The following is a 22,261-nucleotide window of genomic DNA, read 5'->3' as shown; positions in this document are numbered from 1 at the left end:
CACATGATGAAGAAAGAGATCACATTCACCGTGGTGGAGCTGTGTCAGCGAGTGGAGATTTCAGAGGATGAGCTGGTCGAGATCGTCGGCCTGGGCGTGATCGTGCCGTTGGAGCCGGCGCAGCCGCGCTGGGAGTTCGATTATCCGGCGCTGAGCCATCTGCAGCGCGCGCGCAGGCTGCGGGCCGAGCTGGATCTGGACTGGCCGGGGATCGCCATGGCGCTGACGCTGCTCGATCGGGTTGATGCGCTACAGCAAGAGAACCGGCAGCTGCGTAGGCAGCTGGCACGTTTCCTGCAGACCTCCTGACCCGACAGCTGAACGCCACCGGGCGCTTCCCCGGTGGCGAAATTGCACAAAATTGGGCCGCTGCCCCACATTGCGCCGATAAAGGGCGAAATTTTGACGAACCCCCGTCGACATTCACTGAAAATTGTTGATAAATGGGGAAAAGAATAAGCTTTGTAACAATTTCGTCTAGAATACATACCATTAAACGCTGTCTCAAATGGCAAGGTTTTCTAACAATATTCGAGTCAGGCAATAAAGCCTTTGGGAGTAATACCATGCAAGAGAATCATAAGATCCTGGTTGTCGATGATGACATGCGCCTGCGCGCGCTTTTAGAACGTTATTTAACCGAACAGGGCTTCCAGGTTCGCAGCGTTGCCAACGCTGAGCAAATGGATCGCTTGCTGACCCGTGAATCCTTCCATTTGATGGTGCTCGATCTGATGTTGCCGGGCGAAGACGGCCTGTCCATCTGCCGCCGTCTGCGTAGCCAGAGCAACCCGATGCCGATCATTATGGTCACCGCGAAAGGCGAAGAGGTCGATCGCATCGTGGGGCTGGAAATCGGCGCCGACGACTACATTCCTAAACCGTTCAACCCGCGTGAGCTGTTGGCTCGTATCCGCGCGGTGCTGCGCCGCCAGGCGAACGAACTGCCGGGCGCGCCTTCGCAGGAAGAGGCGGTGATCGCTTTCGGCAAATTCAAACTGAACCTCGGCACCCGCGAGATGTTCCGCGAAGACGAGCCGATGCCGTTGACCAGCGGCGAATTCGCGGTACTGAAGGCGCTGGTCAGCCACCCGCGTGAACCGCTGTCGCGCGATAAGCTGATGAATCTGGCGCGTGGCCGCGAATACAGCGCCATGGAGCGCTCCATCGACGTGCAGATCTCTCGTCTGCGCCGCATGGTTGAAGAAGATCCGGCGCATCCGCGTTATATCCAGACCGTGTGGGGTCTCGGCTACGTCTTCGTCCCGGACGGCAGTAAGGCATGAGGCGATTGCGCTTTTCACCGCGTAGCTCGTTTGCCCGAACCCTGTTGTTGATCGTCACCTTGCTGTTCGTCAGCCTGGTGACGACCTATCTGGTGGTGCTGAACTTCGCCATCCTGCCCAGCCTGCAGCAGTTCAACAAGGTATTGGCCTACGAAGTGCGTATGCTGATGACCGATCGGCTGCAGCTGGAGGACGGCACGCTGCTGGAGGTACCGCCGGCGTTCCGTCGTGAGATCTACCGCGAGTTGGGCATTTCTCTCTACACCAACTCGGCGGCGGAGGAGAGCGGCCTGCGCTGGGCGCAGCACTACCAGTTCCTCAGCCAGCAGATGGCGCAGCAGCTCGGCGGGCCGACCGATGTGCGTGTGGAGGTGAACAAGAACTCCCCGGTGGTGTGGCTGAAAACCTGGCTGCAGCCCGATATCTGGGTGCGCGTACCGCTGACGGAAATCCATCAGGGCGACTTCTCTCCGCTGTTCCGCTATACGCTGGCGATCATGCTGCTCGCGATCGGCGGTGCCTGGCTGTTTATTCGTATTCAAAACCGCCCGCTGGTGGAGCTGGAACATGCGGCGCTGCAGGTGGGCAAAGGGATTATTCCGCCGCCGCTGCGCGAGTATGGGGCTTCCGAAGTGCGGTCGGTGACTCGCGCATTCAATCAGATGGCGTCGGGCGTCAAGCAGCTGGCGGACGATCGCACCTTGCTGATGGCCGGGGTCAGCCATGATCTGCGCACGCCGTTGACGCGTATCCGGCTGGCGACGGAGATGATGAGCGCCGAAGACGGCTATCTGGCCGAGTCGATCAATAAAGACATCGAAGAGTGCAACGCCATCATTGAGCAGTTCATCGATTATCTGCGCACCGGGCAGGAGATGCCGACCGAAAGCAGCGACCTGAACGCCATTTTGGGCGAGGTGGTTGCGGCGGAGAGCGGTTATGAGCGGGTGATTGAAACCGCGTTGTCACCGGGCGAACTGATGATGAACGTGCACCCACTGTCGATTAAGCGGGCGGCGGTGAACATGGTGGTGAACGCGGCGCGTTACGGCAACGGCTGGATCAAGGTCAGCAGCGGCCGCGAGCTGCAGCGCGGCTGGTTCCAGGTGGAAGATGACGGCCCGGGTATCAAGCCGGAAGAGTTGAAGCACCTGCTGCAGCCGTTCGTACGCGGTGACAGCGCGCGCAGCACCAGCGGCACCGGTCTGGGGCTGGCGATCGTGCAGCGTATTATCGACGCGCATGACGGCGAACTGGATATCGGCACCAGCGAGCGCGGCGGGCTGTTGATCCGCGCGTATATTCCGTTGCCGATGGAGAAAAAAGAGTCGACCAACGGTCATCAAACGGCCAGGGAAAACGCCTGACCTCTGATGTGGGCCGCGCCGCTGCGGCCCCGTCAGGACTTTCTGCTCATCACGTAGTATTCCGCCGCATCCTCATGCAACCGGCGGCCGGTCGGCGCCTGCCACGGATCGATTAATTCGATACCGCAGTGGAGGAAGTCTTTGGTATTGCGGGTGGCCAGGGCGGCACCGTAATGCAGGCAGGTGGCGGCGATTTGGGTATCCGGCACGCTCATCGCTTTACCCAGCAGCCGATTCCTTGCCGTCAATTCCGCGTATTGCATCGCGCACAGCCCATCAAACGGCAATATCTGCCCCTCGAACTTCAATTCAATGGCGTCCGCCAATTTCAGCTTGAGATCCCGCTGGCGCTTGCCGTCAGGCATGCAGGCGACGCCGCTGAACAGTTCGGCGAGGACAATGGCGCTGAGATAGAGCTCGTCATTGTCCTTTTCATTTAACCAGTTAATGACGTTGTAGTACGGGCTGGGACGCAGCGTTTCTGAAATGACGTTGGTGTCGATAATGATCATGCGTTGTCATCTTCATCATCAAAGGTGACGATGCGTGGCGGCACGGCGTCACGCGGTGGGATCTCCAGCTCAACGCCGCCGAATTCGGCGAAGTGCTGATGCATCCAGGTACCCAATCCATAGCGCGGCGGCTTTTTCACCAGCGCCTGTTTCAGGATCATGCGCGCTTCCTCTTCCATAGAATGGCCGTTTTTCGCCGCTGAGATACGCAGCAGCTCTTTGATTTCGTCGTCCAGATTTCTGACGGTGATAGTCGCCATTTAAACCTCCTTTGCTATCAATGATTGCATTGACTTATTTTCTCGCCTTGCTGGTTAAAAAGCAATCGATGAAAATAAAAAAAGGCGCGGGATCCGCGCCTTAGCTGAAGAGGTTGACCCGTCCTGAATAGCGTTGACACATTTTACTCACGCACAGAGGAAAATGTGATGAACCAGTATATTAAACGCACACAACGCGATTACTCTCTATCCTTTAAACTGGCTGTCGTCGAACAGGTCGAAAAAGGCGAGATGACATACCGCCAGGCGCAAGATCGCTACGGTATCCAGGGCAGCCAGACTGTCATGAACTGGCTGCGCAAATACGGTCAACTTGACTGGCGAACTTCTCCTTCCACCAGAACGTGCGGAGACAACATGCCCAAACTCCCCCTGACGCCCGAACAGCGTATTAAAGAACTTGAGCAGCAACTGGCTGAATCTGAAGTCAAAGCCCAGTTCTTCGAAGCTGTCGTCAAAGTGATGAACACCGACTTTGGCGCCACGCTGACAAAAAAGCAGCTAACCGCCTTATCGCGCAAACACAAGTACCGGGACTCACAGTAACGCGGGCCTGCCGATGGATGGGCATCAGCCGACAAGCGTGGTATCAGTCCCTGCAGCGTGAAGCAGGCAAAGAGGAGCAGGCCCGGCATCTCGTCGAACAGGTGACGGCCATCCGCTTGCACCAACCCCGACTGGGGACACGTAAGCTGCATCACCTGTTGCGGCAACACCCTGAACCGGCGTTGCATGTGGGCCGTGACCGGCTGTTCAGTATCCTGCGCTGCGCGCGGTTACTGGTGATGCCTAAACGGGCATATCACAAGACGACGCACAGCCATCATCGTTTTTATCGCCATCCCAACCTGCTAAAAGCGGGAGACAATCAAGTAATAGCCAGCCGTCCGGAACAGGTATGGGTGGCGGATATCACCTACCTGCCGCTGAGAACGGGGACGGCGTATGTCAGCCTGGTAACGGATGCCTGGTCGAGAAAAATCGTGGGATATCACGTGCATGACAGTCTGCATACCCGGCATGTCGCCTGCGCGTTCAAAATGGCACTGGCCGGCAGACGCACGGCGTTGCCGTTGGTGCATCATTCGGACAGGGGTATCCAGTACTGCTCGCAGGAATATCAGGCGTTACATCAGCAGTATGGCGTCATCTGCTCGATGACGGACGGGTATGACTGTTATCAGAACGCGCTGGCGGAACGGATAAACGGGATACTCAAAACGGAATACCTGCTCGGCAGGCCAGAAGATATCGCGCAGGCAAGAAAGATGGTCAGGGAATCGGTGAACCTCTACAACACGCGGCGGCCGCACTTGTCGCTGAAATACAAAACGCCCGATGAGGTTCATCGGGCGTTATCCGGCTGAAAAGTGTCAACCTATATCAGGACTAGTCAGGTAACGCTACCGAATTACAGCTTCGGGCCGGCGCTAACCAGCGCGGCGCCCGCAGGCGTGTCGGTGTATTTGTCGAAGTTGGTGATGAAGCGCTCGGCCAGATCCTGCGCTTTTTCCTGCCACTGCTCGAGGCTGGCGTAGGTATTGCGCGGATCGAGGATCTCTGGGTTCACGCCCGGCAGCGCGGTCGGCATCGCCAGATCGAAGATTGGCAGGGTAACGGTTTCCGCCTTGTCGATTTCACCGCTCAGGATGGCGTCGATGATGCCGCGTGTATCTTTGATCGAGATGCGTTTGCCGGTGCCGTTCCAGCCGGTGTTGACCAGGTAAGCCTGGGCGCCGGCGGCCTGCATGCGTTTCACCAACACTTCGGCGTACTGCGTCGGGTGCAGTGACAGGAACGCGGCGCCGAAGCAGGCGGAGAAGGTTGGCGTTGGCTCGGTTACGCCGCGTTCGGTGCCGGCCAATTTGGCGGTGAAACCGGACAGGAAGTGATACTGAGTCTGGTTGGCGGTCAGACGTGATACCGGCGGCAACACGCCGAAGGCGTCGGCGGTCAGGAAGATCACTTTGGTGGCGTGACCCGCTTTGGACACCGGCTTGACGATGTTTTGGATATGGTAGATCGGGTAAGAAACGCGGGTGTTCTCGGTTTTCGAACCGTCGTTGAAGTCGATGCTGCCGTCGGCCAGCACGGTGACGTTTTCCAGCAGCGCGTCGCGTTTGATGGCGTGATAGATGTCCGGCTCGGCTTCTTCAGAGAGCTTGATGGTCTTGGCGTAGCAGCCGCCTTCGAAGTTAAACACGCCGTCGTCGTCCCAGCCGTGCTCGTCATCGCCGATCAGCTGACGCTTAGGATCGGTGGAAAGGGTGGTCTTGCCGGTACCGGACAGGCCGAAGAACACCGCCACGTCGCCTTTCTCGCCCACGTTGGCCGAGCAGTGCATCGAAGCGATGCCTTTCAGCGGCAGCAGGTAGTTCATCATCGAGAACATGCCTTTCTTCATTTCGCCGCCGTACCAGGTGCCGCCGATCAGCTGCATGCGCTCGGTCAGGTTGAAGGCGACGAAGTTCTCCGAGTTCAGGCCTTGTTGCTGCCAGTTCGGGTTGGTGCATTTGGCGCCGTTCATCACCACGAAGTCCGGCTCGAAGTCAGCCAGCTCGTCGTCGCTCGGGCGGATGAACATGTTTTTCACGAAGTGCGCCTGCCAGGCCACCTCGGTGATGAAACGCACTTTCAGGCGCGAGTCAGCGTTGGCGCCGCAGAAGGTATCCACCACGAACAGACGTTTGCCGGAAAGCTGCTCGGTGACCAGGTGTTTCAGATCGGCCCACACTTCCGGGCTGAGAGGTTTGTTGTCGTTTTTGCCTTTGCCCTGATCGGCCCACCACACGGTATCGCGGGTGATGTCGTCGCGGACGATGTATTTGTCTTTCGGCGAACGGCCGGTGAAGATGCCGGTATCGACGGAGACGGCACCCAGCTTGGTGACTACCCCACGCTCAAAACCTTCCAGAGATGGGTCTGTTTCTTCCTTAAACAGCAGTTCATAGCTCGGGTTGTGAACGATTTCGCTAACGTCGTGAATGCCGTAAGCGGCCAGATCCTGAGGGGTTATACCTTTAACGCGCATGTTACTACTCCTTGGTCACAGAATTTCTGGCGGCAATTGTAGGGATCTAACGGTGAGTAACCGCGATGGGTATCAAATATTTAACGTTTTAGGCGGCATTTCGTTACGATCTGAGAGATAGCACACGGAAAAAAGCAAACGTGCAAACGGCGGGCGTTGGCGGGCGCCGGGGGCGCCCGCCGAAAAGGTGTTACTTAGTGCAACTGGTCGCTTTCACTGGTGTTACCCGCATACAACGCGGCAACATCAACCGGGTCAAAGACATAGTGGCTGCCACAGTAGTCGCAGTGCATGTCGATATTACCGTCCTGCTCCAGCATGTCCGCCACTTCATCGGTCGGCAGGGTCATCAGCGCGTCGGCGCAACGCTGGCGCGAACAGGTGCAACGGAACTGCACGTCCTGCGGTTCGTACAAGGTGACCTCTTCCTGATGGTACAGGCGGTACAACACTTCGTTGGCCGGCAGGCCGAACAGCTCTTCGCTTTTGACCGTGTTGGTCAGTTGCACCAGATGATCGAAATCATCGAGGTTGCCGTCCTGCGCCGGCAGCACCTGCAGCAGCATACCGGCCGCTGCGGCATTGCCTTCCACTTCGCCGGTGCGGATGAACAGGCGGGTTGGCAGCTGCTCGGACTGGCGGAAGTAGGCTTCCAGGCATTCTGCCAGGGTTTCACCTTCCAGGCCGACCACGCCCTGATAGCGCTCGCCTTCCGTCGGGGAAATGGTGATGACCATGACGCCGTTGCCGATCATCTGATGCAGGGTGCTGTCGTCGGCGATAGGCGCCTGGGTGCGCGCAACGCCACGCATCTCCTGGCGGTTGTTGCCGTTGATCACCGCCAGCTTCAGCGGGCCGTCGCCCTGCAGCTGCACGGTGATGTCGCCGTCGAACTTCAGGGTTGCGGTCAACAGACTGGTGGCGACCAGCAGCTCGCCCAGCAGTTTTTGCACCGGTGCCGGGTAATCGTGGTTGTTCAGGATCTGCTGATAGGTTTCGCTGACGGTAACCAGCTCGCCGCGCACCGCGTAGTTTTCAAACAGGTAACGGTGCAATTGGTCATGGTTGGACATAATCTTCTCTCATTACGGTGAGGGGTTATTCCGACTCACCAAATTTAAATTTCATCAGGTCGCGCCGCTCCTTTTTGTCCGGACGACGGTCCGGATGCGGCATGGTCAACGCGTTCATCTTGCGCGCCAGCGCCATTTTTTCGCGATTGGCGATGCTGGCTTCGGTTTCCTGATACATTTGCTGCGCCTCGTTGGCGCCGCGGCGTTGGCTGGTCAGCGCCAGCACGATCACCGTACGTTCTTCGTTGCCCTGCCGCAGTTTGAGCTCGGCGTTGAGTTCGACAATCTTGCTCGGCTTGCCGCGCTGGCCGTTGTAATGCACCTTACCGCCGTCGATCATTTCGCGCGCCAGCGCGCGAGTCTTATAGAAGCGTGCGGCCCACAGCCACTTATCCAGCCGGACCGCGTCGTCGCGCGTCGCTTTTTCCTTCATGCTTCCCCCTTGGCCAGCGCCGGTATCAGCAGACGGTAGTCGCGCATCGACGGATGGCGCTGGAAGCTTTTTTCCGCCGTGCTGGAGTCCGGGTTTTGCACGCCCAGGCAGTAACGAATGCCGAAAGTGCGCGCCGCGTCGAGGATAGGCTCGCCGTCGTCGACGAACAGCGTGCGCTGCGGGTTGAATCCGGTGTGCTGCTGCACCGCTTGCCACAGACGCTGATCTTCTTTCGGATAACCAAATGTGTGGGTGGAAAACAATAAATCAAGGTGCCGATCGAGGCCGGTATGCTCGATTTTCACCGCCAGGCTGTGAGGATGGGCGTTGGTCAGCAAAATGGTTTGCAGACCGGCGTCGCGCAGCGCCCGTAAAAACGGCTCGGTGTCTTCGCGCAGCCGCGCGCGGCTACCGACTTCGCTGGTCATGCGGTAGATGTCCAGATCCAACCGCTCGCTCCAGTAATCGAAGCAATACCAGTTCATGGTGTGCTGCACCGCCTGATATTCCCGTTCAATGATATGACGGGCTTCGTCGAACGGAATGGCGCGCCTTTCGCTCAGCGCTTGCGGCACCAGGCTGAGCCAGAAGTGGCTGTCGAACTCCAGATCCAGCAAGGTGCCGTCCATATCCAGCAGCACGGTATCGATCTGCGGCCAATCAAACTCGGGAACCATAAAAACTCCATGGGCGGACCGACGGGCGGTCCGCAGATGAGAATAATAGCGTTAGCGTAGCATAAGCAGATGACAGGGCGGAGACCCCCGGCGTCAGGTTCAGGCCATCGGCCGCATTGACATCGGATTGAGCTGCGGATTGAAGCAGCTGTCGTAGTAACGCTGGATATCGGCGACGCGGTGCTGATTGATGCGCCGACGCTGTACCAGCCGCCAGGCGTTATAGCCCAGGCTGACGACCACCGCCAGCAACAGCAGGCTGGTACCGAGGTAGCGCCACAGGGTGATCATGTCCGGTTCGCTGTGCAGCGCCACGTGGCGGGTGCCGTTGGCATCGACGCTGAGGCTGGTGATCACCCCCTGCGCCTGGAATGGGGTATGCAGCAGCAGAGTGGAAAGGCGCTGCAACTCATTCCACTGGTCAAGAGCGTTGTATTCGCTCTGCGGCGCTGAGGATTGCGGATGGCTGACCAACTGTCGACCTTCATCGCTGCGGATCAGGAAGCCGCCCGGCGGCGGGCTGTTGAGCGCCGCGGCGGCCAGACGCGTTTCATTGAAGATGAACGACGACGTGGCCACTTTGGTCAGGCTTTCCAGCGACTCGGCGCTTACCGGGCGCAGCAGGACGTTGACGCCTTGCAGCGCGCCTGATCTGGCGCGTTTCACCAGGCCGCTCCAGTTTTTGGCGTTGCCCAGGTTGACCAGCGCGTTTTTCAGCCGCACACAGTCGTTTTCTGCCTGGCATAAATCCTGTGTTTTCAAAACGATATCAGAAAAGTCATCCAACAGGATCATGCCGGATTTCTCGATGGCGCTGGCCAGCTGCGGGTTGATCTTCTGATCGGTACCGCTCGGATGCAGCTGGCTGTTGACCGTGGCCAGCAGGGCCGTCGCTTTGTCTATGACTTCTGATTCCGGCTGCGGCAGCGGGGCGGCGTTGTTCCAGTAAATGCCGGAGCAATCGAACGGCGCAAAATTGACGGCGCCGCCACCGTTGGCCGGCGGCGGCACATAGCACATGCCGCTGCCGCGCACCTTCAGGGTGTCGCCGATGCGCAGCGGCGTAGCTTCCAGCGCCTGTACGCTGGTCACTTCCACTTTTTGCGCGCCTTGCAGCCAGGCCATGCTGAGGGTCAGCGGCAGATTAAGCGGGATATAGATCAGCAACAACAGCAGTACCAGTGCCGAACTGGCGACCAGCACCGCGTTGCGGCCCCACTGCTGCAGCGGAAAATTCTTCACTTCGTCATGCAGCGAGAGGAAACGGCCCTGGCGCACCACCTGCCGATTGAGGTAGACGTCCACATCGGTGGTCTTGCCCAAGTCTTGCGTCAGGTACGGCTGCCAGTGCGGCGGGTAGATAAGATCGATGATGCCGAGTGAAATGTTGCTGATCTGTCCCTGGCCGGATTCGCCGAACAGTCCCCAGCGCTTCGGCGTGCCGCGCAGGCAGTGGATCTCTTTCAGCTCGCGTGACGCCGGACGGCGGAACAGGTTCCAGCATCCCCAGGCGATCATCAGCACCGCCACGAAAATCATCCACGGGATCACCAGCACCGGGCTGATCAGGCTGAAGAACAGCAGCAGCAGCGCGGCGGAGATGATGACGGCTTCACGGATGCCGTTCGGCCGGTTCAGCGCATGCTCTTCCGGCGTTTCCTTACGAATGTTCACCAGCTCGACATGTTCGCTCTCTTCCTTGCGGATGGAAGCGTTTTTGGTCGGCGCGGCGGTCACCACCGGCGGCTGCGGCCGGTCGTGAATATGATCTTTCAGCGAGTGCCCGTTGAGCGAAATCACCAGCGGCAGCGTCTGGGTTCGGATCACTTCCACATGGTTGTCGGCGGTGATGTAGGGTTCCCAAAACGGCGGCAGATGTACCTCTTCGGCATCGAGGTAATAGCGCCATTTATTGGGATCGTCGCTGGCCAGACCGTAGCGGGTGATGGCGTGCGTGACGGGATAAACGTTATCGCTTTGCGGGGTGAGCGCCAGTTTGGCTGCGGGCAGCGTAGCGCCGCCGCCGGGCAACAGTTTGTTGCTCAGCTTGTTTTGCTGATTGAGGTAGAACTCGACCGCGGCGCGCTCTTCATCGGTCAGCTTGCGGTGGGCAGGCTTGATAAACGGCAACGCGTGCGCCAGCGCCGACGGGTTGCGGGCCTTGAACCACAGGTACAGGCCGGCGGCAATCAGGCAGACAAGCACTAAGGCCAATATCAACACTATTGTGCTCATGCAATCCCCATCTCACACCCGTGAATTTCGCCAACCTGATGAAAAGCTGAATATTATACGGAGTAAACCGCCAGGAGGCACCCAGAACTAATGAGGGAACAAACAGATTCTCGCTCTGGATCTCATTCCTTCATGACGCAAGGCCATTTTATCACTGATTCTTGCCTGCGTGATACTAGCAACCGGCCTCTGCCGTCGATATCGGCATTATCCTATTTTCATGCGTGCTGTTTGCTGAATCAGTACGGAAAATCGCCCGCTGCTGGCTACGCTTGTTAAAAGAAAGTAAATTACTGTTCATGCTCGTTGCGGCGGAGCTTGCCCTTAACGCACAATGTGATCAGGATCGAATTTGGTCAGCATTTGAGCGCCAACGAGCCGTGCGTTACGCCAATCATTATTTCGGTTGCCCCGTCCACGCCTGGGTAACCTCTTTGAGGCAATCATGGATAAACACCTGCAAAAACCTAAAATTCTGAAAGTGGAAACGGTCGCGCGTTCGCGTTTGTTCAACGTCGAGTCGGTCGATTTGGAATTCAGCAACGGGGTTCGGCGGGTGTATGAGCGCATGCGGCCTTCGGATCGTGAAGCGGTGATGATCGTGCCGGTGATTGGCGATGACCTGCTGCTGATCCGCGAATATGCGGTGGGCACTGAATCCTATGAGCTGGGTTTCCCGAAAGGGTTGATCGATCCCGGAGAGGGCGTGCTGGAAGCGGCCAACCGCGAGCTGATGGAAGAGGTGGGATACGGCGCGAAGCGCTTTGATTTTCTCAGTAAGCTGACGATGGCGCCATCCTACTTTTCCAGCAAAATGAATATCGTGCTGGCCCACGATCTCTACCCGCAGAGCCTGGAAGGGGATGAACCGGAGCCCTTGCCGCAGGTGCGCTGGCCGATCGCCAACATGATGGCGTTGCTGGCGGAACCGGATTTCCGTGAGGCGCGCAACGTCAGCGCGCTGTTTCTCTCCGAGGCGTTTTTGCGCGCGTCGCGCTGATACGCTTCGCGCCGAATAAAAAAAGGGCCAGATTTCTCTGGCCCTTTTCGATCAGAACAGCTCGTGGCTTTCACCGCCCGGATCGGTCAATGTGGTGCCGGTATCGCGCGATGGGTAGTCCGTCGGCTGCGTCCCTTCGATAAAGTACTCGGAACGGCTGCCGCCGCCACCGCCGGAGAGCTTGCCGCTGCTTTTGTCGATGGTGACGCTGATGATGCCTGGCGGCGGCGTGACTTTCTGCTCCGGAATGCCTTCCAGCGCGGTCTTCATGAAGTCGTCCCACGCCGGCTGGGCGCTCTTGGCTCCGCCTTCACCGCCGGAAATCTGATCCGGGATAGCGCCGGATACCGTCGAACGGCCCAGATCGCGGCGGTGATCGTCGAAACCGATCCACACCGACGTCACGGTATCCGGGCCATAGCCGGAGAACCAGGCGTCTTTGGAACTGTTGGTGGTACCGGTTTTGCCGCCGATATCATGACGTTTCAGATCGCGCCCGGCACGCCAGGCAGTGCCCATCCAACCCGGTTCGCCGAAGATGTTGCTGTTCAGCGCGTCGTGGATCAGGAAGGCCAGCGGCGTGCTGATCACGTGCGGCGCATACTGTTGGTCACCGTCCTGCTGCACCTGAGCCGGGGTAACCTGCTCCAGCTGCGGCATCGGCACCGTGCTGTTGCTGCCTTCCTGCGAGGTGGCGACGTTTTCGATGTTGTCGTCGGACAGCACCGCCGAACGGTGGGTGTCGCCGTAGATCACCGGCAGGTTGCAGCTGCTGCACACCACTTTCGGTTTAGCTTCGAACACCGTATTGCCGTTGTCGTCTTCAATCTTGGTGATGAAGTACGGGTCAACCAGGTAACCGCCGTTCGCCAGCACCGCGTAGCCGCGTACCAGCTGCATCGGGGTGAAGGAGGCGGAACCTAGCGCCAGCGATTCGGTATGCACGATGTTCTGTGCCGGGAAGCCGAAGCGCTGCAGATATTCCGCCGCGTAGTCGACGCCCATCGCACGCATTGCGCGCACCATCACCACGTTCTTCGATTGCCCCAGCCCCTGCCGCAGGCGAATCGGGCCGTCGTAGGTCGGCGGTGAGTTCTTCGGCCGCCAGTCGGTGCCGGCGCCGGCATCCCAGCGGGTGATCGGCAAATCGTTCAGGATGGTGGCCAGCGTCAGGCCTTTATCCATCGCGGCGGTGTACAGGAACGGTTTGATGTTTGACCCCACCTGACGCAGGGCCTGCGTCACGCGGTTGAACTTGCTCTGGTTGAAGTCGAAGCCGCCGACCAGCGCTTTCACCGCGCCGTCGTTCGGGTTGATCGAGACCAGCGCCGAGTTGACGTCCGGCACCTGCGACAGCCACCAGGCGTCGTTCACTTTACGCACCCATACCTGCTGACCTGTCTGCACCACGTCAGTGACGCGTTTCGGCGTTGGGCCTTGCTGAGTGTCTGAACGGTACGGCCGCGCCCAGCGCATGGTGGCCATCGGCAGGGCAATGCTGCTGCCATCGGCCAGCATCGCCGTCGCTTCCTGCGGGTTAGCAGCGGTGATGACCGCCGGCGCCAGTGGGCCGTAGCTCGGCAAGTTTTTCAGCGAGTCGACAATCTGTTTGCGATCCCAGGCCGCTTCGCCGACTTTCCACAACACGTTGGATGGGCCGCGGTAGCCGTGGCGCATGTCATAGGCCAGCACGTTGTTGCGTACCGACTCCTGCGCCGCCAGCTGCAGCCGTTTGGTGACGGTGGTGTAAACCTTGTAACCGTCGGTATAGGCGTTTTCACCGTAGCGCTTGATCATCTCCTGACGCACCATCTCGGAGAGATACGGCGCGGAGAAGCTGATTTCCGGCGCATGGTAGTTGGCGACCAGATCTTCGGCGCGCGCCTGATCGTACTGCGCCTGCGTGATGTAATGCTCGTCCAGCATGCGCGACAGCACCACGTTGCGGCGGGCAACGGCGCGATCGTGCGAATAGAGCGGGTTGAAGGTAGACGGGGCTTTCGGCAGGCCGGCGATGGTCGCCATCTCGCTCAGGGTGAGCTGGCTGACGTCTTTGCCGAAATAGACCTGTGCGGCGGCGCCCACGCCGTAGGCGCGGTAACCCAGATAGATCTTGTTCAGATACAGCTCAAGGATTTCATCCTTGGTGAGCATCTGCTCGATGCGTACCGCCAGGAAAGCTTCCTTGATTTTACGCATCAGGGTGCGTTCCGGGCTTAAGAAGAAGTTACGCGCCAGCTGTTGGGTAATGGTACTGGCCCCCTGCGAAGCGTGGCCGGAGACCAGCGCGATTGAGGCGGCGCGGAAGATGCCGACCGGATCGACGCCATGGTGATCATAGAAGCGGCTGTCTTCGGTGGCGATAAATGCGTGCACCATCACCGGCGGAATTTGTTCCAGTTTCAGCGGAATGCGGCGCTTCTCACCGTATTGGGCGATCAGTTCGCCATCGGCGCTGTAAACCTGCATCGGTATCTGCAGCCGTACGTCTTTCAGCGTTGCGACGTCGGGCAGCTGCGGCTCGACATATTTGTACAAGCCGAAAATCGAGGCTGCTCCCAGCACGATGCAACATACTGCAAGGATTAGTAAATACTTTACGAACTTCACCTGAGATTTCCCATTTCTAAGTCATTTGGGCAGTTTATAAACAACCGCGCGGTAGTATAAAGGCAAGCCTGCGACATGGATATGTTCTTTTATCATCTGATGTTATGGAGGCTTGCGAAACATGTTCCCTCAAGCATGGCAGGTGGGGCTGGATATACAAATCGACTGCGTGCGCGCGGTGGCGGCCCAACGCCGCCGCAATGGCTGGCAGTTGCGCCACTGGTGGCAGCAGGCGCTGCCGCAGGCGGTTTTACGCGATGGCTGCCTGGAACCTTCCGAATTCCTGATCCGGGCGCTGCGGCAATGGCGCGTTCAACTGCCGCGACATATTTCCTTACGCATTGCTCTGCCGGCGCAGCGCGTGTTGCAGCAGCGCATGGCGCAGCCGGACGCGCGGCTGCGCGAGCCGGAACGCAGCGACTATATCGGTGGCCACGGTTTGAAGCAGTTTCCGCTCGATGGCCAGACGCTGGCGCTCGACTATCGCACCGCGCCGGCGGATGAGGCGGCGCTGTTGCTGACCGCCGCGCGGCGGCAGGAGCTGCAGCAGTGGCTGCATTGTTTGCGTCAGGCTGGCCTGCATCCGCAAGCGGTCGATATCACCCCTTGTGCGCTGCGGATGATGGCGACGGCGGCAGGCGTACCGCCCGCTGCGGGGCTGATGCACCGTCTCGAACGAGAATGGCTGTGGGTGGCGCCGGCTGACGGCGCGTTCGCCTTTGGTCTGGCGCCGGGCGACGATGACGCGCAGGCGCTGCGGGCGCTGCAAGCCCAGATGCCGGCGGGCGACGATCGGCCGGTCTATGCCGGCAGCGTGCTGGCAGGTGCCTTGCCCACCGGTTGCCTTGCCTGGTCGCCGCTCAGCGCCTTCACGCAGTTGCGCCCACCGTTGCCTGCGCATCCTGCGGCGTTCGCATTGGCCGGTGGTCTGGCGCTGCGCGAGGAGGATCGCTGATGTATCAGGTCAACTTTCTGCCCTGGCGACAGCGCCGCGATCGGCGGCGCGGCTGTTTCTGGCTGGGTGCGCTGCTGTTGCAGGTAACGCTACTGCTGCTGGCGCTGTTTCTGGTTGCCGGCCAACTGCGTCACCAACAGGCGCAGCGGCAGGCGCGGCTAACGATGCTGGGTGAAGAGCTGGCGGCCTTGACGTTGCTCGCCCATCAGCAGCAGCAAGAGCGGGCGCAGCGAGCGCTGCACAGCGCCCGCGCCGAACGGCAGGCGCGCAACGGCCAACATAACCGGCGTTATTTGCAGTTGCTTCAGCAATTGTCCTTCAGCATTCCTCCACCGCTGTGGCTCACGGAGCTGGACAGCGATGCGACGAACGGTCTGCGGCTGCGTGGATTGAGCCGCTCTCCTGCGGCCATCACGCAGTTCGAACGGCGGCTGGCGGGGATGCCTGCGTTGCCACGGCTGCGTTTGGCTGAGGTAACGCAACGGGACGACGGTCTGTATTCCTTTCATCTGGCGGCGCAGTGGGGGCGTGATGGATAGCCGTTTGTCATCCGGGCTGCGCTTTTGGCTGAACTTGCCGGGCTGGCTATTGCTGGTGGCGCAAGGGCTGGGCAGCGTTACATTGGCTCTATTGGGCGGAGGTTGGCTGCTGCAAGACGAATGGCGTCAGCGGGAAAACGCGGCGGAGCGGCAACAGCGCCTGTTGCAACAGATTTCCATGGTACAGCACCAACTGGACGAGGCGCCGGAAGCCCCTATGCCGCCAACGCCGATCGGTCCGACCACCGCCGGCGATCTGGCGAACGTGCTGCAACAAGCGGGGGGCGCCTTGTTGCGCTGGCAGCGGCAGGAAAAACCGCTGCGGCAAACGCTGAGTTTGCGCATTGATTATGCCGGTTTGTTGGCGCTGTTGGAGGCGCTGCCCGCCGATTTGCGTCTCGAACAATTGAGCGTGGAAACGGCGCCGCAGGGCATGACGGCGCGGTTGGTGTTGCAGGATGCCGCCGAGGAGCAGGCCGATGAGTAAAAGACCGGGCCGTTGGTGGTGGCTGCTATGGCCGTGGGCCTTGTGTGCAGAACCGCGCGATCCGTTTGCGCCGCCTCCGCTGCCTGTTTGTGCCCATCAGGAGGCATCGCCGGCGGGTTGGCGACTGAAAGGCGTCATCGGGCAACCGCCGCTGCGCTATGGCTGGGTGGTGACGCCGGCAGGGCAGTGGTTGCGCCTGCGGCCGCAGCAGTGGGTGCTGGACGAGCGTTGGCAGGTGGCGCAGGTGCGGGCGCGCAGCCTGACGTTAACGGCGCTGGCGGCCGAACCGGATTGTCCGGCGAGCCAGGGCGACATCTCGCTCATGATGGACAACAACAAGGATGGCAAACCATGAAAGGACTCGCTGGATTGGGCGTGGCGTTGTGGTGTCTGTCGCTCGGCATCGTCCAGGCGCAGGATAAACAGCAGGTTTCCCTGGAGTTCCAGGATGCGCCAGTGACGGTCATCCTGCAGGCGCTGGCGGATTATCGGCAGATGAACCTGATCGTCGCGCCCGGCGTAAGCGGCAACCTGACGCTGCGGCTGGAGAATGTGCCCTGGCCTCAGGCGCTGGCGCTGACCCTGCGTATGGGCAAGCTGACGATGACGCGGGAGGGGAGCGTGATGCTGGTCGCCCCGGAGCCGGACGCGCAGGAAAAAAAACAGCAGCGAGAAGCGCTGGCGCAGCGGCAGCCTTTGCACAGCCTGACCCTGACGTTACAAAACGGCGATGCGGCGGAGATTGCCGAAAGCCTCAATGCTCAACGCGGCGCCTTGCTCAGCGAGCGTGGCAGCGTGCTGGCGGATAAGCGCACCAATACGCTGTTACTGCGCGACACGGCGCCAATCCTGGCGCAGTTGAAAAAAAGGGTGACGGAAATGGACGCGCCGCTGGCACAGGTGCAGCTGGCGGCGCATATCGTGACCATCAACAGCGAAAGCCTGCGTGAACTTGGCGTGCGTTGGGGATTGGCGGCCGACGAAAAACCGACGCGGCCGCTGCGGCCGGGCAATCTCGGCGTTAATCTGCCGTTGGAGCGCAGCGCGGTGAGCGCCGGTTTCCATTTGGCGCGCATCAGCGGGCGTTTGTTGAGCCTCGAGCTGACGGCGCTGGAGCAGGAGAATCAGGTGGAGATCATCGCCAGCCCGCGTTTGCTGACGGCGCACCTGCAAACCGCCAGCATCAAACAGGGGACGGAGATCCCTTATGAAGTGTCGAGCGGCGCCAGCGGTGCGACCGCGATTGAGTTCAAAGAGGCGGTGCTGGGCATGGAGGTGACGCCGAAAGTGTTGCCGGACGGGCGCATCACGCTGACGTTGCACATCAGCCAAAATATGCCGGGGCGCGCCATCAGCCGCGGGGCGGGGGAGGCATTGACCATCGATAAACAGGAGATTAAGACGCAGATCACGGTGAAAAGCGGTGAAACCCTGGTGCTCGGCGGTATTTTTCAACGGCATAGCGGCAAGACGGCGGACAAGGTGCCGGGATTGGGAGATGCGCCACTGCTGGGGGGCTTGTTCCGGCAAAGTGGCGTACAACAGAAAAAACGCGAGCTGGTGATCTTCATTACGCCGACCTTGATTAAGGGATAAGCGGCTGCCTGTCGGCTGGGCGGCAAATCTCCTAAAGTTGATGAGCAGATACACTTTTTTATCCCCTTGGGGGGATCTGCGTTTGACGCTGCGGCCGATTTAGCTTACAAGGGTTACCGAATTGAGCACCGAGGTTTTTTGTTAGCGTCAAGACGCCGTTAAAAACATATGGTTTCCCTCCCGCGGCGTGGATTGCGATTTATTCGGTTGCCAAACTACCAAGAGTGTTGAGATAATTTTTCGTCTGATCTCGCACTATCGCTCATGAGGTTTCAGTTTAGGTCCCGCCGCTGATTTGATTGGCGGGGCGGGTTAACATTAACGAATTGTCTTAGTAATACCGAAAAACATGGCAGAGAAACGCAATATCTTTCTGGTTGGGCCTATGGGTGCCGGCAAAAGCACTATTGGCCGTCAGTTAGCTCAGCAACTCAATATGGAGTTCTTCGACTCCGATCAAGAAATTGAGCGACGTACCGGAGCTGACGTGGGCTGGGTATTCGACGTGGAAGGGGAAGAAGGTTTCCGCGATCGTGAAGAAAAAGTCATTAATGAACTGACGGAAAAACAAGGGATTGTGTTGGCGACCGGCGGCGGTTCGGTGAAGTCGCGCGAAACGCGCAACCGTCTGTCCGCGCGCGGCGTGGTGGTCTATCTGGAAACCACGATCGAGAAGCAGCTGGCTCGCACTCAGCGTGATAAAAAACGCCCGCTGCTGCAGGTTGATTCTCCGCCGCGTGAAGTGCTGGAAGCCTTGGCGAAAGAACGTAATCCGTTGTATGAAGAGATTGCCGATGTCACCATCCGCACCGACGATCAGAGCGCTAAAGTGGTTGCTAACCAGATCATCAACATGCTGGAAAGTAACTGATTGCCAATTTTCGCGTTCGCCGTCGGCCAATGCGAAAAACTGATTTGTGTTCCCCGCTGTTGCGGGGATCAACCACCGCCGCACCATACAGAGAACTGAGCGCGACATGGAGAGAATTACTGTAACGCTTGGGGAGCGCAGCTACCCGATTACCATTGCCGCCGGATTGTTTAACGATCCGGCTTCTTTTATGCCGTTAAAGGCGGGTGAGCAAGCGATGTTGGTCACCAACCAGACCCTGGCGCCGCTCTATCTCGAGCGTGTCCGGCAGGTGCTGGAGCAGAGCGGCGTCGTGGTGGATCAGGTAATTCTTCCCGATGGTGAGCAGTACAAATCTCTGGCGGTGTTGGAGCAGGTGTTTTCGGCGCTGCTCGAAAAACCGCACGGTCGCGATACCACGCTGATCGCCCTCGGTGGCGGCGTTGTCGGCGATCTGACCGGTTTTGCCGCCGCGTGTTACCAACGCGGCGTGCGCTTCATTCAGGTTCCCACCACGCTGTTGTCGCAGGTGGACTCCTCCGTAGGCGGCAAGACCGCCGTCAACCACCCGCTCGGCAAAAACATGATCGGCGCTTTCTATCAACCCGCTTCGGTGGTGGTTGATCTGGATTGCCTGAAAACGTTGCCGACGCGTGAACTCTCTTCCGGCCTGGCCGAAGTCATCAAATACGGGATCATCCTCGATCGCGAGTTCTTCGTCTGGTTGGAAAATAACATCGATGCGCTGATGGCGTTGGATATGCAGGCGTTGGCCTACTGTATCCGCCGCTGCTGCGAACTGAAGGCCGAGGTGGTGGCCGCCGACGAACGCGAAAGCGGTCTGCGCGCCCTGCTAAATCTGGGCCATACTTACGGTCATGCTATCGAAGCCGAGATGGGCTACGGCGTGTGGCTGCACGGTGAAGCGGTGGCTGCAGGCATGGTGATGGCGGCGGAAACCGCGCACCGTCTCGGCCAGTTCTCTGTTGAAGACATCGAACGTATCAAAGCGCTGCTGCTGCGCGCCGGCTTGCCGGTCTGCGGGCCGCAGGAAATGACGCCGGAATCCTATCTGCCGCACATGTTGCGTGACAAGAAAGTGCTGGCGGGTGAACTGCGTCTGGTGCTGCCGACCATGATCGGTGCGGCGGAAGTGCGCGGCGGCGTAGGGCATGAGCTGGTGCTGGCGTCGATCGCCGCCTGCTTGCCTGAGCAGCAGCGTAATTAAATCGGACTAAGTAACAGTGGCTTAGCCGCCATTTGCATCTATATTAATACAGTGAGCAGAGCACGACGGGTGTCGCTTTGCCATCATCGGGTTAATCTGCCCGTGCCACGGTAGGTCTACGGTGGTGGGCTTTTGCCTCTAGTTGGAGGGTTTCAGATGGACGAGTTTAAACCGGAAGACGATCTCAGACCTGATAGCAGCGATCGTCGTCCTACGCGTTCGCGCAAGCCGGCCGCCGCGCCGCGCTTCGCCGTTTCGCGCCAGCATTTGATGATTGGCATCGGCATTTTGGTGCTGTTGCTGCTGATTATCGGCATCGGTTCCGCCCTGAAGGCGCCAACCAAACATGAAGCGGCTCAGGAGAGCGGCGCGCAAAACGGCGCGGCCCGCGATATCAACCTGTCCGGTTCTTCGTCGCTGACCACCGCCAATAACGGCGTGCCGGGCGGCACGACGGATACCCACGATAACAACGGCGTGAGCGCGACTCAGCCGCAGCAACCGCAGAACGTCAGCGTTCCGCCGATCTCCGGCACACCGACCGAAGCGCAAACGCAGCCTCAGCAGGGCGGCGCGCAGCAGCGCGTCGATTTGCCGGGCAACATGGCGGATGCGCTGTCGCAGCAGCAGGGGCAGGTGGATGCCGCGACTCAAGGCATGACCGGCGCAGCGTCGACGCTGCCGACCGCACCGGCGACGGTGATGAGCGGCGCCGCGGCGCGCGAAGCGACGCGTCCTGTGCAGGGCACCGCACCGCAACAGCATAAAACGCCGGCGAAAACCGCCGCCACCAAACCGACCGCGACGCAGCATAAATCACCGACCACGGTGTATACGCCGCCGGCCAAGCCGTCTTCCACCGCGAAAGCGGGAGCGGTCGCCAGCAGCGGCAGTTCACTGCAGTCTGCGCCGGGCAGCCACTATACCTTGCAGCTGAGCAGCGCTTCGCGTTCCGACACGCTGAACGCCTACGCCAAACAGCAGAAGCTGCAGAACTACCTGGTGTACGCCACCAAGCGTGACGGCAAACCGTGGTACGTGCTGGTGAGCGGCAACTATGCGTCTTCTGCGGAAGCGAAGCGCGCCATTGCTTCGTTGCCGGCGGATGTGCAGGCGAAAAAACCGTGGGTCCGACCTGTACACCAAGTGCAGCAAGATCTTAAAAAATAAATCATTTAAATTTGTGCGCTGATGTGCTGTCTGAAACAGAGTACAATCCGCCGCTCTGAATTGTATAAGTAGCTAATTGACGGCATGAAGAAAAACCGCGCTTTTTTAAAATGGGCTGGTGGAAAATACCCGCTGGTAGATGAGATTCGTCGCCATCTGCCGGCGGGAGACTGCTTAATCGAGCCCTTCGTGGGTGCGGGATCCGTCTTTCTGAATACGGATTACGACGCCTACATTCTCGCCGACATCAATAGCGATCTTATCAACCTGTATAACATCGTTAAGCTGCGCACGGATGACTTCGTGCGCGATGCCCGCACGCTTTTCGCCGATGAATTCAATAACTCGGATCAGTTTTACCTGCTGCGAGAAGAGTTCAATACTAGCACCGAGCCTTACCGCCGGGCGCTGCTGTTCCTGTACCTGAACCGTCACTGCTATAACGGCCTGTGTCGCTATAACCTGCGCGGCGAGTTCAACGTGCCGTTTGGCCGGTACAAGAAACCGTACTTCCCGGAAGAAGAGCTCTACTGGTTTGCCGAAAAATCGCGCAATGCCACTTTTGTCTGCGAGCATTACCGCGATACCATGGCGAAGGCCGTGGCCGGTGCCGTGGTGTATTGCGATCCGCCTTATGCGCCGCTGTCGGCGACGGCGAATTTCACCGCTTACCACACCAACAGCTTCAGCATCGCCGATCAGCAGAGCCTGGCGCAACTGGCGCACCAGCTCTCGGTAGAGAGCCAGGTACCGGTATTGATCTCCAATCACGATACCGAGCTGACGCGCGACTGGTACCAGAATGCTGCGCTGTATGTGGTGAAAGCGCGCCGCACAATCAGCCGAAACATTCTCGGCCGCAGCAAAGTGAACGAGCTTTTGGCGCTGTATCGCTAAGCCGGGGCACCCCGGCGCATAACAACTCGACCCT

21 protein-coding genes and 1 pseudogene are annotated in these 22,261 nt (G+C 59.4%); 14 read left to right on the top strand and 8 right to left on the bottom strand.

Features of this window, described 5'->3' with window-relative positions; translation table 11 throughout:
- Positions 1-3: 3 nt before the first annotated feature.
- From GUC32_RS22970 to envZ, 3 genes are all read left to right on the top strand, one after another.
- The gene (locus GUC32_RS22970) at positions 4-309 is read left to right on the top strand and encodes a chaperone modulator CbpM (protein WP_004930739.1); all 306 of its coding nucleotides are present in this window, start codon (positions 4-6) and stop codon (positions 307-309) included.
- A gap of 257 nt (positions 310-566) precedes the next feature.
- Positions 567-1,286 (top strand): two-component system response regulator OmpR, encoded by a 720-nt coding sequence (ompR, locus tag GUC32_RS22965; RefSeq protein ID WP_004709363.1) that lies wholly within the window; start codon positions 567-569, stop codon positions 1,284-1,286.
- Complete coding sequence (gene envZ / locus GUC32_RS22960) at positions 1,283-2,653, top strand: two-component system sensor histidine kinase EnvZ (protein ID WP_015379311.1); 1,371 nt, start codon at positions 1,283-1,285, stop codon at positions 2,651-2,653. Before ompR ends, envZ begins: the two co-directional genes overlap by 4 nt.
- Before the next feature lie 32 nt (positions 2,654-2,685).
- On the opposite strand, the gene GUC32_RS22955 is transcribed toward envZ, so the two are convergent.
- Both GUC32_RS22955 and GUC32_RS22950 read right to left on the bottom strand, forming a co-directional pair.
- Positions 2,686-3,165, bottom strand: coding sequence for a type II toxin-antitoxin system VapC family toxin (locus GUC32_RS22955; RefSeq protein WP_016930378.1), 480 nt, complete (start codon positions 3,163-3,165; stop codon positions 2,686-2,688).
- Positions 3,162-3,425: a plasmid stability protein gene (locus GUC32_RS22950; protein ID WP_004930730.1), complete on the bottom strand. Its 264-nt coding sequence runs from the start codon at positions 3,423-3,425 to the stop codon at positions 3,162-3,164. The genes GUC32_RS22955 and GUC32_RS22950 overlap by 4 nt, the downstream gene beginning before the upstream one ends.
- A 168-nt stretch (positions 3,426-3,593) precedes the next feature.
- Here GUC32_RS22950 and GUC32_RS22945 point away from each other — a divergent pair.
- Positions 3,594-4,839 (top strand): annotated as a pseudogene (locus GUC32_RS22945) (IS3 family transposase).
- Positions 4,840-4,857: 18 nt separating this feature from the next.
- On the opposite strand, the gene pckA reads toward GUC32_RS22945, so the two are convergent.
- From pckA to GUC32_RS22920, 5 genes are all read right to left on the bottom strand, one after another.
- Entirely contained in the window at positions 4,858-6,477 is a 1,620-nt protein-coding gene (gene pckA, locus GUC32_RS22940) for a phosphoenolpyruvate carboxykinase (ATP) (protein ID WP_043138920.1), read from the bottom strand.
- 194 nt (positions 6,478-6,671) lie between these two features.
- Entirely contained in the window at positions 6,672-7,550 is an 879-nt protein-coding gene (hslO, locus tag GUC32_RS22935) for an Hsp33 family molecular chaperone HslO (protein WP_147823723.1), read from the bottom strand.
- A 25-nt stretch (positions 7,551-7,575) separates the two neighbouring features.
- Positions 7,576-7,983, bottom strand: a complete 408-nt coding sequence (gene hslR / locus GUC32_RS22930) for a ribosome-associated heat shock protein Hsp15 (protein ID WP_164068191.1) — start codon at positions 7,981-7,983, stop codon at positions 7,576-7,578.
- Entirely contained in the window at positions 7,980-8,660 is a 681-nt protein-coding gene (gene yrfG, locus GUC32_RS22925; protein ID WP_025304546.1) for a GMP/IMP nucleotidase, read from the bottom strand. The genes hslR and yrfG overlap by 4 nt, the downstream gene beginning before the upstream one ends.
- A gap of 99 nt (positions 8,661-8,759) precedes the next feature.
- Positions 8,760-10,895: an intracellular growth attenuator family protein gene (locus tag GUC32_RS22920; RefSeq protein ID WP_025304545.1), complete on the bottom strand. Its 2,136-nt coding sequence runs from the start codon at positions 10,893-10,895 to the stop codon at positions 8,760-8,762.
- A 445-nt stretch (positions 10,896-11,340) separates the two neighbouring features.
- Between GUC32_RS22920 and nudE the strand changes: the two genes are divergently transcribed.
- Entirely contained in the window at positions 11,341-11,895 is a 555-nt protein-coding gene (nudE, locus tag GUC32_RS22915) for an ADP compounds hydrolase NudE (protein ID WP_015379304.1), read from the top strand.
- A 51-nt stretch (positions 11,896-11,946) separates the two neighbouring features.
- Here the strand turns inward: nudE and mrcA are convergent, their stop codons facing one another.
- The gene (gene mrcA, locus GUC32_RS22910; protein ID WP_049294950.1) at positions 11,947-14,505 is read right to left on the bottom strand and encodes a peptidoglycan glycosyltransferase/peptidoglycan DD-transpeptidase MrcA; all 2,559 of its coding nucleotides are present in this window, start codon (positions 14,503-14,505) and stop codon (positions 11,947-11,949) included.
- Between the two features lie 121 nt (positions 14,506-14,626).
- Between mrcA and pilM the strand changes: the two genes are divergently transcribed.
- The 9 genes from pilM (at position 14,627) to dam (ending at position 22,227) form a co-directional block, all read left to right on the top strand.
- Positions 14,627-15,460: a type IV pilus biogenesis protein PilM gene (gene pilM, locus GUC32_RS22905; RefSeq protein WP_049206041.1), complete on the top strand. Its 834-nt coding sequence runs from the start codon at positions 14,627-14,629 to the stop codon at positions 15,458-15,460.
- The gene (locus GUC32_RS22900; RefSeq protein ID WP_369435452.1) at positions 15,460-15,999 is read left to right on the top strand and encodes a PilN domain-containing protein; all 540 of its coding nucleotides are present in this window, start codon (positions 15,460-15,462) and stop codon (positions 15,997-15,999) included. Before pilM ends, GUC32_RS22900 begins: the two co-directional genes overlap by 1 nt.
- Complete coding sequence (locus tag GUC32_RS22895; RefSeq protein WP_149570048.1) at positions 15,992-16,486, top strand: hypothetical protein; 495 nt, start codon at positions 15,992-15,994, stop codon at positions 16,484-16,486. Before GUC32_RS22900 ends, GUC32_RS22895 begins: the two co-directional genes overlap by 8 nt.
- On the top strand, positions 16,479-16,841 hold the full coding sequence (locus GUC32_RS22890; RefSeq protein ID WP_025304540.1) for a HofP DNA utilization family protein: 363 nt from the start codon (positions 16,479-16,481) through the stop codon (positions 16,839-16,841). The genes GUC32_RS22895 and GUC32_RS22890 overlap by 8 nt, the downstream gene beginning before the upstream one ends.
- On the top strand, positions 16,838-18,082 hold the full coding sequence (gene hofQ, locus GUC32_RS22885) for a DNA uptake porin HofQ (RefSeq protein WP_049294948.1): 1,245 nt from the start codon (positions 16,838-16,840) through the stop codon (positions 18,080-18,082). The genes GUC32_RS22890 and hofQ overlap by 4 nt, the downstream gene beginning before the upstream one ends.
- A gap of 349 nt (positions 18,083-18,431) precedes the next feature.
- Complete coding sequence (aroK, locus tag GUC32_RS22880) at positions 18,432-18,953, top strand: shikimate kinase AroK (protein WP_004391482.1); 522 nt, start codon at positions 18,432-18,434, stop codon at positions 18,951-18,953.
- 106 nt (positions 18,954-19,059) lie between these two features.
- Positions 19,060-20,160 carry a 3-dehydroquinate synthase gene (gene aroB, locus GUC32_RS22875; RefSeq protein WP_025304538.1) on the top strand — a complete coding sequence of 367 codons (1,101 nt, stop codon included), beginning with the start codon at positions 19,060-19,062 and terminating at the stop codon, positions 20,158-20,160.
- 156 nt (positions 20,161-20,316) lie between these two features.
- Entirely contained in the window at positions 20,317-21,330 is a 1,014-nt protein-coding gene (locus GUC32_RS22870; RefSeq protein WP_049206049.1) for an SPOR domain-containing protein, read from the top strand.
- An 84-nt stretch (positions 21,331-21,414) separates the two neighbouring features.
- Complete coding sequence (gene dam / locus GUC32_RS22865) at positions 21,415-22,227, top strand: adenine-specific DNA-methyltransferase (RefSeq protein ID WP_025304536.1); 813 nt, start codon at positions 21,415-21,417, stop codon at positions 22,225-22,227.
- The last annotated feature ends 34 nt before the right edge of the window (positions 22,228-22,261 follow it).

Origin of the sequence: Serratia sp. NGAS9, from assembly GCF_009905295.1 — a bacterium.
Taxonomy (GTDB): Bacteria; Pseudomonadota; Gammaproteobacteria; order Enterobacterales; family Enterobacteriaceae; genus Serratia; species Serratia bockelmannii.
Note: the sequence above shows the minus strand (reverse complement) of the source record. Positions and strands in the feature narration are given on the sequence as shown.